The sequence below is a fragment of the Corynebacterium jamesii genome (assembly GCF_046097395.1).
GTDB lineage: Bacteria > Actinomycetota > Actinomycetes > Mycobacteriales > Mycobacteriaceae > Corynebacterium.
The window spans coordinates 373,120-386,739 of record NZ_CP175789.1 but is presented as its reverse complement, the minus strand read 5'-3'; the positions used below and the strand labels follow the sequence as shown (position 1 = coordinate 386,739).

Here is a 13,620-nt window from a genome sequence, read left to right as displayed (position 1 = left end):
CGGCCCCTTTTGAAAGGAAACACAGTAATCCCATGGCACGCGCAACATCTAGCAATGGCCTGCGTCTGGCCTCTACAACAGTGCGCACTTTCTTCCTGCTCACGCTGATCCTGGGCATCGCTTACCCTGCATTCATGGTCGGCGTGGGGCGGATTATGCCCGCCAAGGCGGACGGTTCGATGATCACCAATGCGTCAGGCCAGCCCGCCGGTTCCGCCCTGATCGCCCAAGAAGTCACAAAGCCGGGCTTCTTCTTCCCGCGCCCTTCTGCTGCGGGAGACAATGGTTATGACGCCATGGCGTCCTCCGCTACCAACCTCTCCCCCTATAGCAAGGAGTACCAGGAGGCTATCGCTGAAAAGCGAGACGAAATCGCCCAGCGCGAAGGAGTATCGCCGGAGGAGGTTCCGGTGGACGCCGTGACCTCTTCCGGTTCCGGCCTAGACCCTCACATCTCCACTGCCTACGCCAAGCTACAGACTCCGCGCGTAGCGAAAGAACGCGGCCTCGACCAGCAGAAGGTAGAACAGCTCGTCAATGACGCTACCGAGGGCAACTACACCGGAAGCGCCGACGGAGCACCGGTTAATGTGGTGAAGCTCAACAAGGCACTCAGCGAGCAGTAGCGCTGGGCCCCTTGGCACGGCCACAAACACGTGCCCGCATTTTCCGGGCGCGGACAGCCTGGCGGTGTAAAACAGGCACTAGCGCTCGGACACGTGGCGTCCAAAAGCTTTTCGGTGCACGATAAAAACAGGAGTAGCGACAATGACTAAGCGTGGCACTTTGAAGGTCTACCTCGGCTTCGCCCCTGGCGTGGGCAAGACGTGTGCCATGCTCAACGAAGCGCACGACCTGTATGACCGCGGGCGCGACGTACTGGTTGGCATCGTGGAGGACCACGGGCGCGAACGTACCCGTAAGCTTACCGAGGGACTGCCGATGCTGCCCCGCAAAACGGTTCCGCACCGGGGTGGCAATTACTCGGAACTGGACCTTGAAGCGGCGCTGGAGGCGCACCCGGAGATCATCCTTGTCGACGAGCTGGCGCACACCGTGGTGGGTGAGCAAGCCGCGGACAGTACCCGCACTGCCGAGACAGCAAAGCGCTGGCACGATGTGTACGCGCTGCTGGATGCCGGCATCGATGTCATCTCCACTATGAACATCCAGCACCTGGAGTCGCTCAACGACGTGGTCTCTGCTGTCACCGGTACGCGCCAGCTTGAGACGGTGCCGGATCAGGTGCTGCGTGACGCCGACGAGATCGAGCTGGTGGACCTTTCCCCCGACGCGCTGCGTATCCGCCTGGCCCGCGGTGAGGTCTACCGCCAACAGCAGGCGGAAACTGCGCTGAATAACTACTTCCGGGTCGGCAATCTCACGGCGCTCCGCGAACTGAGTCTGCTGTGGCTGGCGGACAAGGTCGATGAGGGGCTGGCGAAATACCGCGAAGACAAAAAGATCGAGGAAAACTGGCCGACCCGTGAGCGCGTGGTGGTCGCCGTGCGCGGCGATGAGGTGTCCGAGGCGCTCATCCGCCGCGGGGCTCGCATCACCCAGCGCGTGGCCGGGCGCGAGATGCTGGTGGTTTATGTCTCCGGCGCCGACGAAGCGCTGGGGGCCGATCTGCCCCAGCGGCTGCGGCGGCTGCAGGAACTCACCGAATCCCTCGACGGCCAGTGGCGGGTGATTGAGGGCGATGACGTGGCGGATACGCTGCTGGAGTTCGCCCGCACGGTCAATGCCTCGCAGTTGGTGATTGGCCTGGGCACGCGGATGAGCCGCCTGTTCAGCTCGACCAGCCACAAGATCATCGACGGTTCCGGGCGTATCGATGTGCATATCGTGTCCACGTCCAGCGCGTCTACTAAGTCTGCTGATGCCAAAAAGCCCAGGCTCTTTAGCCTGTCGCGAGTGCGCAAGTCGGGTCTGGATACCTCGAAGCAGCTCAGCCCGGCGCGCCGATTACTCGGTTGGCTGTTAGCGATAGCAGGGCCTGTGCTGCTGACTTTCGCCATGCTGCCCTTCGACCGCGAAGACGGTGCCTTGGGATCCATCCTGCTGGGCTACCTGACCATTGCGGTGTTCGCCGCTCTGGCTGGCGGGTTCGGTCCGGCGATCGTGGCGGTGATCATCGGCTCGGTGATGGCTAACTGGTTCTTTACCCACCCCTTCCACACGCTCACAGTCACGGAACCTGCCAACGTCGTACAGATCATCCTGTTCTTTGTGATCTCCGCAGCCGTGGCCGTGGTGGTGGATATTGCGGAAAGGCGGCGCGCCATCGCCAATCGGCGCCTGGGGCAGGCCGTGGTGCTCTCCGATTTGGCTCGCGGTGCTCTAGACGAGGGCGACGATATCCGCAGCCTGCTGGAGCGCTTGCGCGAGACCTTTAATCTGCGCCGCGTGGATCTGCAGCAATATTCGAAGGAACGCAAGAAGTGGTTCACGATGGAGACCACCGACCCCGGTGGTATCGGTGAACCGTGGAAAAGCAAGAAGGCTCCGGCTCACGTTGGAGCGGGCGATGGCATGCGCTTCGTGCTCGGTGGCCGCGATCTCTCCCCTGCCGAAAGTGCGATGATCGAGGCGCACGGTGCCCGTATCACCGCCATCATTGACCGTGAGCAGATCGACGCAATGCGCCGAGCCACCGCCGCTTTGGAGGCCGGCAACCGAGTGGGCACCGCGCTGCTTACAGCCGTCTCGCACGACCTGCGCACTCCGCTTTCGGGAATCAAAGCCGCCGTCAGTGCTCTGAACATGGACGACATGGAGCTGGATGACGATTCCCGCGCTCTACTGCTGGACACCATCGAGACCAGTACCGACCGGTTGGAAACCGTCATCGGCAACCTACTGGATATGAGCCGTGTGAACTCCAATGCCGTCGCCGTGCACAATTCCCCGGTGCTCTACACCAATGTGGTCGAGGCCGTCCGCGCCGAACTGCCGGAGGCCACGCAGCACATCGACTCTTTTATCGACGCCTCAGTCCCGCCGGTTTTGGGCGATGCAGGTCTAGTGCAGCGCATCATTGCAAACATTGTGATTAATGCCCGCACCTACGCTCCCCACTCTCGCATTGAACTGCGCGCTGAGGAGACCGCTGACTCTGGTGGCTCTGGTGGCGCAGGTGGCTCTGGTGGCTCTGGTGGCTCTGGTGGCACCGTGCAGTTGGCAATTATCGACCACGGTCCGGGATTCCCCTCGGAACACTTAAACGACATTTTCACCCCATTCCAGCGCCTCGGCGATCAAACTGCTAACACCAATGGCCTTGGGCTTGGCCTGGCAGTTGCGCGCGGATTTGCCGAAGCCATGAACGGAACACTTGAAGCCCGAGAAACCCCAGGTGGAGGCGCCACACTGGTTCTATCCCTGCCGAAGGCAACGGGAGCCCTGGAGGACGGGGAGGCACCTGGCGTCACAAAGAAAAAAGAAGGAGAACAGCTAGCCTCATGAGCGGCGAGAAGATTTTGATGGTAGAAGACGACGTCGCCCTGGCAAACGCGGTACTCGTCACTCTGCGGGCGCGTGGCTACGACGTACAGGTAGCCACGACCGCGACGGCGGCGATTCAAAAGGCCTCGAATTGGCACCCGCAAGCAGTGCTGCTAGACCTCGGGTTGCCGGACCTGAGTGGCCTGGAGGTCCTGCGCTCGCTGCGGAATTGGACGGATATTCCGGTGCTGGTGGTCTCCGCGCGCCACGACGAATCGGGCAAGATCAACGCGCTCGACGAGGGGGCGGACGACTACGTGACCAAGCCTTTCTCCGTCGGCGAGTTGCTGGCACGCCTGCGGGCGGCGCTGCGCAGGGCTCCCGGCGAGAGCATCCCCGAAGAGCCGGTGGTTGAAACCTCCGATGGGCGGGTGAAGTTTGATCTGCCTAAAAAGCGCGTCACGGTGGACGGTGAGGACGTGCACCTCACCCCGCGCGAATGGGGCATTGCCGAACACATGATCCGTCGCCGCGGGACGTTGGTTACGAAGGTGGAGTTGCTGCAGGCCGTGTGGGGTCAGGCGTACAAGAAGGAAACGAACTACCTACGGGTTTACATTTCACAGCTGCGGCAGAAGTTGGAGGCCGACCCGGCGAACCCGCAATACTTTACGACTGAGACGGGAATCGGCTACCGCTTGGTGCTGTGAGTTCACCTGAACGCCATGTTGTCTTAAACCTGCGGCAAAAACTACGTGAAAAAATCTGTTCGGTTATTCGTAATTTATAAGAACAGATAGGTGTAAGGCGCTCCATGCAACTAAACAGCGTTAAGTCCAACGGCAAGAAGTCCTTTAACTCGACTGGTAAGCGAAAGATCGCAGGTATCTCGCTGGCTCTGGCGGTAGTTCCCTTCGGTGCAGTTCCCGCAGCTAACGCGACGGTCGGCTCGCAGACCGTGGTCGGCTCTACCCTGGGATCCTCCAGCTTCGGCTCCTCGGCTGGATCTTCTGCGGGGTCTACTGCCGGCTCATCCCTACCTGGTTCCAGCGCACCCGGTTCCAGCGGCCCTGCTGGCTCCTTGCAACCGGGCAACCCAGGTAACCCAGGCACCCCGGACGCACAGTCCACTTTCGAGCGCACCGCCACCTACCCGGTGTACGAGAACCGCCCCGAGGGCGAGGATAAGGCCACCCCGACCGTTGCCGAAATCTCCACTGTGTCGAAGGACGGCAAGACGCTAATCCACACCGACGCACTGGCACAGCGCATCGGCTTTATCGACATCAGCGACCCGAACGCGCCCAAGGGTCTGGGTACCCTGGATCTGAAGGCGCAGGGTCACGCCAAGGACGAGCCGACCTCCGTAGCTGTGTACGGCGACTACCTGCTGGTGGTCATCGACGAGACGGGAGGCGACTTCGCCAATCCGAAGGGACGCGTAGACATCGTGCGTGTCTCCGACCGCACCCGCGTTTCTTCCATCGACCTGCAGGGCCAGCCGGACTCCATCGCTATCTCCCCCGCTGGCGCACCGGGCAAGCCGAAGGCCGCGATCGCTATGGAGAACCAGCGAGACGAGGAACTCAACGACGGCAACCTGCCGCAGCTGCCCACCGGCTTTGTGCAGACCATCGACCTATCCGGCGAGCCAAAGGATTGGAAGGCCACCCCGATCCGCTTCGAGGACGAAAGCGGCAAACTGCTGGACATCGTGAAGAAGGCCGGGCTGGATACCCCGGAGGATCTGGAACCGGAATACGTCAGCATCAACGGGAAGAACCAGCTGGCCGTCACATTGCAAGAAAACAACGGTGTGGTCATCATCGACTTGCAGACCAACCGCATCACTAACGTGTTCAGCGCGGGAAGTGCGGAGGTCAAGGGCGTGGACACCAAGTCCGACAAGATCATCAACCCCACCGATACCCTGCCAGAGACTCCGCGCGAGCCGGATGCCATCGCGTGGATCGACGATAACCACGTAGCCACCGCCAACGAGGGTGACTGGAAGGGCGGCACCCGCGGCTGGACCGTCTTCGACGCCAACGGCAAGATCGTCTGGGATGCCGGCAACTCCGTGGAGAACCTGGCCATCCGCCATGGCCTGCACAACAACAAGCGCGCTAAGAAGAAGGGCGTGGAGATCGAAGGTATCGCCACCGCCAAAATGAACGGGACCAACTATGCCTTCGTCGGCTCCGAGCGCTCCAACTTCGTGGCCGTGTACAACGTCAACGACCCGGCGAACCCGCAGTTCGTGCAGATGCTGTTCACCACCAACGGCCCGGAGGGCATCCTGCCGATCCCGGAACGCAACATGCTCGCTGTATCCAGCGAGGTCGACGAGGCAGACAACGCCGTGCGCAGTGCCGTGACGCTATACCGCTTGGGTGGCAAGGAATCCCAGCCCTCCATTGTGTCCGCCGATGAGGGCGATGCGCCGATCGGCTGGGGCGCGCTGGGCGCTCTGACCGCCGATCCGAAGGACGCCAACCGCCTGTACGCGGCCTCTGACTCCGCATACGCCAACGGGTGGGTCTACACCATCGACACCTCCAAGCAGCCTGCCGTGATCACCGAGCGCCGCGCTGTGAAGCGCGACGGCGCTCCGGCTGAGGGCCTGGACATCGAGGGCATTTCCGTTGCCGCCGACGGTGGCTTCTGGATCGCCTCCGAGGGAAAGAAGGGCAAGGATAACCGCCTATTCCACACCGATAAGGACCTCAACATCACCTCCACCGTCGAACTACCTGCGGACGTGGCTGAGCACATCGGCAAGTGGGGGCTAGAGGGCGTCACTTCCACAAAGGACGCCAACGGCGTGGAACAGCTCTTCGTCGCCGTACAGCGACCGCTGTGGAAGGATCCGGAGGCGAAGGACCGCGAGGCGCTAGAGGGCGACAACACCACGCGAATCGGCAAGTACGACACGAAGACCAAGACGTGGCAGTGGTTCGGCTACGAACTGGAGAAGCCCGCTGGCAAGGGCGACTGGATGGGTCTGTCGGAGATCACCGCGCTGGACGACAAGCACCTGCTGGTGATCGAGCGTGACAAGCTGAACGGCCCGGATGCGAAGGTCAAGCGCGTGATGAAGGTGACCCTGCCGGAGGGCGGTGCTGAGGGTGCAGCCGCTGGCGCGGATACTGGCGCGAACGGTGATGCCACTGGTGGCGCGCTGCCGATGGTGAACAAGGAGCTGGCCGTGGACGTGCTGCCGAAGCTGCGCGCCACCAACGGCTGGACGCAGGAGAAGCTGGAGGGCTTCACCATCGCGGCGGATGGCCAGATGTACGCGGTGACGGACAATGACGCATTGGAGGATGCCACCGGCGAGACCGTCTTCCTGCGCCTGGGCAAGCTGAAGTAGCGAGGCAGGCTACGGCGCCAGCTGGACAGGACGGGCCTCCCAGTGCCAGCTGGACAGGACGGGCCTCCCAGTGCCACCTGGTCGAAGCCGGGCCTCCCAGTGCCACCTGGTCGGAGCCGGGGCTTTCAGCGCCATCCCGCCTGCTATCCCCGGCAAATGTCCAAAATCTACGAGTTATTGAAGGTAGAGGATCTGAAGCTTTTTTTCGCGACGCTGTGACCTGCAAGAATAGAATAGTTATGTTCTAAGAACTGTAATTTTGGACATTCTCACTGCCCCGGGCAAAGCCCGAGCAAGCCCTAGCAGCTCGAACAAAGCCCTAGCACCCCCGAGCTGCGTAGCAACGTCGCCCTACAGGTTCACGATGATGTCCTCGACGGTTTTCTTCGCATCGCCCAGCAGCATGTCCGTGTTCTCGTTGAAGAACAGCGGGTTCTGCACGCCCGCGTAGCCGGAGCCCATGGAGCGCTTGAAGACGATGACCTTCTCCGCCTCCCAGACTTTCAGCACGGGCATGCCCGCGATCGGGGAACCTGGCTCTTCGGCGATCGGGTTGACAGTGTCGTTCGCGCCGATGACCAGCACCACGTCGATGTCCCCGAAGTCGTCGTTGACCTCGTCGAGCTCAAGGACAATGTCATGAGGCACCTTGGCCTCAGCCAGCAACACGCTCATGTGTCCTGGCAGGCGGCCTGCCACAGGGTGGATGCCGAAAGTGACGTCCACGCCCTGTTCCTTCAGGCGCTCCACCAGTGTTGCCACCGGGTACTGTGCCTGCGCCACGGCCATGCCGTAGCCCGGAGTGATCATGACGTTCTTCACCCCCTTGAGCAGCTCCGCGGTTTCGGCCGCGGTGACCTCGGTGTGCTCACCATATTCCCGGTCGTCGGATGCCGCAGCCTCGGCGCCGAAGCCGCCAAGGATAACGGAGACGAAGCTACGGTTCATCGCCTGGCACATCACGTAGGACAGGTAGGCGCCGGAGGAACCGACCGGCGCGCCCACGATAATGAGCAGCGGGTTGGCCAGCATGAGCAGCATGTAGTCGCCGGCGACCTGCATCGGGCTGGCGAGTATCAGCGCGATGCCGAGCAGCGCGGCAAGGATCTTCCATTCCGCACCCTTGTTCTTTGCCTCGCCTTCTTGGTTTGACGCCGACTGCTCCGCCGCAACCGCATCCGTATCAGCCTTGGCATCCGCACTCTGCGCGGCGGGGCTGCAGAGACCTTGACCGGTGGAGGAGGCCAGAGGATCTATGCGACCTCCCCGGCGGGCTGGAACGTGGCGTCATTAGAAGGCTTGCCAGAAGAAGCGGCAGCAGGCAGCGCGGCGGAGGTGGAGTGTGTGACGGTGATGCCGCGAACGATCTCGTCCTCCAGGTCGAAGGTCAGCTGGCCGTCCTTGTCTGAGGTCATGAGCTTGAGCAGGTTGACCACATTCTGGCCGTAGAGCTGCGAGACCTGGGCGGGCAGGCGGCCGGCGAGGGCCGTGTAGCCGATGATGCTCACGCCGTTGTCGGTGACGGTGATCTCGCCGGGGACCGTGAGCTCGCAGTTGCCGCCGTTGGCAGCGGCCATGTCAACGATGACGGAGCCGGGCTTCATCGCAGCTACATCGGCGGCGGTGAGCAGCGCCGGGGACTTGCGGCCCGGGATATTCGCGGTGGTGATGACGATGTCGGCGGCGGTGACCTGTCCGGTGAACAGGCGACCGAAGGTGTTAGCTGCCTCGATGACCGCGCGATAGCCGGCGATGTTGGCCTGGGAGCTAAGTACGTCCATGGACTGCGCACGGGAGATGCGCGGCACGGTGTCCATGGCCACGGAGGTCACGTTCTGGTTTGCCAGCTCTTGGATACTTACTTCTGCTCGCGTTTCTTAAGGCTGTTATGCCTAGTTAGGACGGTGGGTGCGAGCCCGTTAACTACATTTTGGGTAGTTCTAAAACCATAGGCGATTATTTGGCCCCACATCACGGTTTGAGAGAAATACCCCCGTACCTCTCATATTTTGGGAGTTGACGCCCTCAGCCTCGGCGTTGGGGAGGCGACGCCGGTTAAAGCCATTCAGAGTTTCCGAAGCAAAGCCATGCGGAGCTTCCAGAATTTGCGTACTCTCACTTCCATGTTTGGATTATTCGGCAAGAAGAAGCAGAACAACACCTCACCACAGCAGCCAGCACCGCAGGAAGCTGCTGGTCAGCAATCAACAGCGCAGCAGCCAGCAGCTCAGCACGGCCACTTGAAATTTCGGCACGACAGCGACGGTAACGCGACCTTAACCGCCCCGAATGGAGAGCTTGTGTACGGCATCATCTCCCCTGCTCCGAAGGATGCCAGCAACTATTCATACGCAAAGGAGATCCTGCCGGGCGTCTACCGCTTCCTCGCCACCGTAGATTCCGGTTTCAAGCCACTCTCCGACGCTGATCTTCCGCAGGGCTTCGACCTTGACCTGGAAGTTCTGGGCGACGCAACCTTCCCGGGGCTGGACATGCCCGGGAGCAACCACACTTTTTGGTCAGCGGCCTCTATGGCCACCACGCGTAAGTCTCTCGAAACGTTGAAGCTTTCAAGCGCTGGCGATGTTTTCTTCCAGGTTAAGTCGGACTTCCCATTCGCGGCGACGCTCGCCATCACGTTCGATCTCTTCCTGCAGATCACCAAGATTCCTGACCATGGCCACGGACACGTGGTCTCCATGCCCGGTGGCAGCACGGTTCTGGTTCACCCAGTGGTTCCGGATCAGCCAGCGGACAACATCATGCAGCAGATGGCCCAGACCCGCCACGAGCTGCGGCAGCACCCGGTGAACATCTCCCCTCTGACGTTCTGGGTGCACGATAACAACTGGGATGTTCTCACCGCCCAGGACGGCGTATCCCTCTACCTGCCAGAGAGCTTCCCCGTGCAGCGCAATGCTGACGGCGCGCCTCTCATGTCCGACGGCAACGCCGGCACCCGCGCTTAGCTCTTGCGCATCTTCTTCCGGCGCATATCCAGTGCAAACGCTATACCGAGGACAGCGGCATGCAGGTTCCCGTCGAGCCCCGGTTCTAAGGTGATGCGGTACGCAGTCTTGCCCATCAGTGCCCTGCCTACACCAGGAGATTCCGCGTTCACCTGCGCGATGGTGCGCCCCTGGCTTATTAGCGTGTAGTCGAGCTGGAAGGCCTCGCCGTTGATCTCCATCTGGGGATAACCGGCAATATGCACATCGTATCTGGTGCTGAACCACGCAAACCGCTTCGAGATGTGCGCGAGCTCCGCCTTCTCGCCGGACTCAGGGTCTGCTCGGTGTACGAAGTACTCGTCCCCGAAGACATACAGCGGGTTCTCGATCGAGAGCACAAGCGTGTCTGCAGCATCGAAAATCTCCACCCCGTGCGAACCTTTGAACAGATCGCTCGCCTTCCACGTTTGGCGAGCACTGCCAAGCTGTACGTCCTGTGGATCGGAGATAGTGAACTCATCCGGGCCGATCGCCAAAAACTGGGAGATGATCAACTCATTCGACTTCAGCATGCCGCCCAGAATAGCGAGAACCTCCGGCCAGCCTCTGAAAAGTGAAGCTGACCGGAGGTCAACGTATTCAATACTTGTACCCCGTACGGGATTTGAACCCGTGTTACCGGCGTGAGAGGCCGGCGTCCTAGGCCGCTAGACGAACGGGGCGCTGGCCTACCAGGACTCGAACCTAGAATGACGGTACCAGAAACCGTAGTGTTGCCAATTACACCATAGGCCATCGTTCGTCGAACAAAACTCGCACGCCATACGCCCTCCGAATGCAGGGCATTTAACGCGGCGAACCTCGTTCGCAACGAGGAATACTATAACCAGAACAGTGAATTACAAGCAAATCAGCTGCTCAGCACACCTTTTCCGGCAACAACCGCCTGTGTTTCTGGCAACAGCCGCCCGTGTTTCGGCGACGGCTAACCCGTTTCAGCGAAGGCCGCCCGTGTTTCGGCGACGGCTGACCTGTTTCGGCGAAGGCTGACCTGTTTCGGCGAAGGCTGCCCACGTTTCGGCGATGACCGACCCCTTCTGGCGACAGCCCACCCGCTTCCGGCTCCAGTCGGCCACGTCCCCGCCCCGCGGGAACCGCCTACTGCTGCGCCTTCCGCTGCGACTACTACTGCGCAGGCACGAACGGAGTCTGCTCGCGGGCGGACTTCAGGCGCGCCAGCGTGGACTCCTTACCCAGCAGCTCCATGGACTCGAACAGCGGCGGAGACACAGCCGCACCGCTGATAGCCACGCGCAGGGCACCATAGGCCTTGCGCGGCTTCAGCTCCATCTCCTCGATCAGCTTCGACTGCAGGGCCTTCTCAATGACGTCGGTCTTAAACTCCCCGTCCGCGATTGCCTCCAGCTCCGCGATAGCAACCTCGAGAACCTCCACCGCGTCCTCCTTCAGGTTCTTCTTCGCGGCCTTCTCGTCCAGGGACAGGTCGGCGTCCGAAGTAATGAGGAAGCGCAGCAGACCGTCCGCGTCCGAAAGAGTCTTGATGCGCGTCTGCACCAGCTCCGCGGCGAATGCGAACTTGTCCGCAGGGTAATCCGCCGGGAAGTCCTTATGCTCCTCCAGGTAGGCGCGCAGGCGCTGGGTGAAGTCGCCCAGCTCCAGCAGGCGAATGTGGTCGGCGTTGATGGCCTCCAGCTTCTTCTGGTCGAAGCGCGCCGGGTTGGGCTTCACGTCCGCCACGTCGAAGTTGTCGATGAGCTGCTGCATCGTGAAGATATCCTCATCCGCAGACAGCGACCAGCCGAGCAGCGACAGGTAGTTCAGCATGCCCTCGGGGATGATGCCGTTGTCGCGGTGGTTAAACAGGTTGGATTCCGGATCGCGCTTCGAAAGCTTCTTGTTGCCCTCGCCCATCACGAACGGCAGGTGGCCGAATGTAGGTACTTGTTTAGCGACGCCTACTCGTACCAGAGCCTCGTACAGTGCGATCTGTCGTGGCGTGGACGGCAGCAGGTCTTCACCTCGCAGGACGTGCGTGATTTCCATCAGCGCATCATCCACCGGGTTCACAAGCGTGTACAGCGGCTGGCCATTGGAGCGGGCAACCACAAAGTCCGGGACGGTCTTGCCGTCGACGCTCATATCGCCGCGGACCAGGTCATGCCACTCGTAGATACGATCATCGGGCATCCGCAGGCGCCACACCGGCTCGCGGCCTTCGGCCTGGAACTGCGCGATCTGCTCTTCCGTGAGGTCGCGGTCGAAGTTATCGTATCCCAGCTGCGGGTCGCGACCTGCGGCCTTGTGGCGAGCTTGGACCTCCTCGTTAGTGGAGTAAGCCGGATATACGTCGCCAGATTCCTTTAGCTTTTCTAGAACATCGGCGTAGATGTCCATGCGCTGGGACTGGCGGTACGGCTCGTGGGGGCCGCCGACCTCGATGCCTTCGTCCCAACCGAGGTTCAGCCACTTCAGGGAATCGATGATGGCCTGGTAGGACTCTTCAGAGTCTCGCTTCGCATCGGTATCCTCGATGCGGAAAACCAACTTGCCACCGGTGTGGCGGGCATAAGCCCAGTTGAACAGGGCCGTGCGGACCATGCCGACGTGCGGGGTACCAGTCGGTGACGGGCAGAATCGAACGCGAACTTCGCTAACTTCACTCATGGTAGTTAACTGTACCTTTTCGCGTTCGCGGCTTCGCGGTTGCTTGGCGTGGTGCTGGTTTAAGCGTGGCGCTGGCGGGACAGGAAGTGCCACGCGGCCTGCGGGGCGTCTGGAGCGAAAGCATTCCAGTTGTGGCCACCGGCGTATGCACGCCACAGTACGGTGGAGGCACGGCAGCCGTCGTAGGTGAATCCAGCGGTCAATGCGTGAGCGCGCACCCCATGGAGCGTACGCATGTTGCAGGAGTTACGGCGTGCCGCGTTGTCGAAGGCAGAGCGAGCACCGTAGTAGTGCATGCCGTGGCGGACACCCCCGCCGTAGCGGACCACGTCATCGTGTACGCCGTGGATCAGCATGGTCGGTACGTTGCGTCCGCGGCAGTTATTCAGGGTGGCGTCATAATAAGCACCAGAAACAGACACAACACCGGCGACCAGGTCAGGAGCCTGGCAGGCCAAGTTCATTGCCATACCGCCGCCGTTGGACATGCCGGCTGCGTACACGCGATGAGTGTCAACGTTGTAGCGCTTAGACAGCGAACGAACCATCTCGCGAACGAAAGCGACGTCCTCGCCGCGGCGGGTCTTGGAATACGGGGCGCCTTCCCAGGCGCGGCCAATACCTTCGGGGTGGACGATAATGGCGGATCGGCCCGCGATGGCATTCAGGCGAGAGTAACGCTTCGCATTTGCCGCGGTGTCTCCATAACCGCCGAACATGAAGAGAATCGGCTTCTTGCGCTTCGCCGAGTTCACCGGAACGTCGACAATCGCAGTGCGAGTCTTACCCTTGACATTAAAAGACTGGTAGTTGTTGCCCGGGCGCGGGCTTAGCGAACCAGTGATGCCGCTGATGCTGCCAGAGAGGCTGCCGGCAAGATTCGGGGCGGCACTAGCCTGGGGGGTTGCGGAGTCGGTGCCAGCGGCCGTGTCCAGCGCCGGACCGGCAAGGGTGCCCGCACCCAGGCCGAGTGCTACCGCAAGGGAGACGGTGAACTTGCGGAGTCGGCTAGGACGGCGAGTAAACGGACGAGTGGCCGCGGAATCAGTGTGAGTGGCCGCGACAGCCATGTGAGTAGATCGTGTAGTGGAGTTTTGCACCGTTTCAACATACACCGCGCACAAGGTTCGAAAAACTTTTTCTTACAAAACCCTGAACCCTGGT

Annotated in this window: 8 protein-coding genes, 2 tRNA genes and 2 pseudogenes; 5 read left to right on the top strand and 7 right to left on the bottom strand. The window is 61.4% G+C overall.

Annotated elements, in window-relative coordinates; translation table 11 throughout:
• The first annotated feature begins 32 nt into the window (after positions 1–32).
• The 4 genes from kdpC (at position 33) to ACKFRT_RS01735 (ending at position 6,820) form a co-directional block, all read left to right on the top strand.
• Positions 33–626: a K(+)-transporting ATPase subunit C gene (gene kdpC / locus ACKFRT_RS01750; RefSeq protein WP_408925523.1), complete on the top strand. Its 594-nt coding sequence runs from the start codon at positions 33–35 to the stop codon at positions 624–626.
• Positions 627–768: 142 nt separating this feature from the next.
• Entirely contained in the window at positions 769–3,468 is a 2,700-nt protein-coding gene (locus ACKFRT_RS01745; RefSeq protein ID WP_408925522.1) for a DUF4118 domain-containing protein, read from the top strand.
• Positions 3,465–4,157 carry a response regulator gene (locus tag ACKFRT_RS01740; RefSeq protein WP_408925521.1) on the top strand — a complete coding sequence of 231 codons (693 nt, stop codon included), beginning with the start codon at positions 3,465–3,467 and terminating at the stop codon, positions 4,155–4,157. Before ACKFRT_RS01745 ends, ACKFRT_RS01740 begins: the two co-directional genes overlap by 4 nt.
• Positions 4,158–4,261: 104 nt before the next feature.
• Entirely contained in the window at positions 4,262–6,820 is a 2,559-nt protein-coding gene (locus ACKFRT_RS01735) for an esterase-like activity of phytase family protein (protein WP_408925520.1), read from the top strand.
• 351 nt (positions 6,821–7,171) lie between these two features.
• Here the strand turns inward: ACKFRT_RS01735 and ACKFRT_RS01730 are convergent.
• Both ACKFRT_RS01730 and ACKFRT_RS01725 read right to left on the bottom strand, forming a co-directional pair.
• Positions 7,172–7,852: pseudogene (locus ACKFRT_RS01730) on the bottom strand (NAD(P)(+) transhydrogenase (Re/Si-specific) subunit beta); the annotation flags it as partial.
• Between the two features lie 227 nt (positions 7,853–8,079).
• Positions 8,080–8,676 (bottom strand): annotated as a pseudogene (locus ACKFRT_RS01725) (hypothetical protein); the annotation flags it as partial.
• Between the two features lie 267 nt (positions 8,677–8,943).
• Between ACKFRT_RS01725 and ACKFRT_RS01720 the strand changes: the two are divergent.
• Positions 8,944–9,789 carry a hypothetical protein gene (locus tag ACKFRT_RS01720; protein WP_408925519.1) on the top strand — a complete coding sequence of 282 codons (846 nt, stop codon included), beginning with the start codon at positions 8,944–8,946 and terminating at the stop codon, positions 9,787–9,789.
• Here the strand turns inward: ACKFRT_RS01720 and ACKFRT_RS01715 are convergent.
• The 5 genes from ACKFRT_RS01715 to ACKFRT_RS01695 all read right to left on the bottom strand — a co-directional run bounded on the left by ACKFRT_RS01715 (position 9,786) and on the right by ACKFRT_RS01695 (position 13,526).
• Positions 9,786–10,343, bottom strand: a complete 558-nt coding sequence (locus tag ACKFRT_RS01715) for an LURP-one-related family protein (RefSeq protein WP_408925518.1) — start codon at positions 10,341–10,343, stop codon at positions 9,786–9,788. The two genes, ACKFRT_RS01720 and ACKFRT_RS01715, sit on opposite strands and share 4 nt — an antisense overlap.
• Before the next feature lie 77 nt (positions 10,344–10,420).
• Positions 10,421–10,493, bottom strand: a tRNA-Glu gene (locus ACKFRT_RS01710).
• Between the two features lies 1 nt (position 10,494).
• Positions 10,495–10,566, bottom strand: a tRNA-Gln gene (locus ACKFRT_RS01705).
• Positions 10,567–10,956: 390 nt separating this feature from the next.
• A complete protein-coding gene (gene gltX, locus ACKFRT_RS01700; RefSeq protein ID WP_408925517.1) occupies positions 10,957–12,456 on the bottom strand; it encodes a glutamate--tRNA ligase in 1,500 nt (499 codons plus the stop codon).
• A gap of 59 nt (positions 12,457–12,515) precedes the next feature.
• Entirely contained in the window at positions 12,516–13,526 is a 1,011-nt protein-coding gene (locus ACKFRT_RS01695) for an alpha/beta hydrolase family esterase (RefSeq protein ID WP_408925516.1), read from the bottom strand.
• Positions 13,527–13,620: the final 94 nt, after the last annotated feature.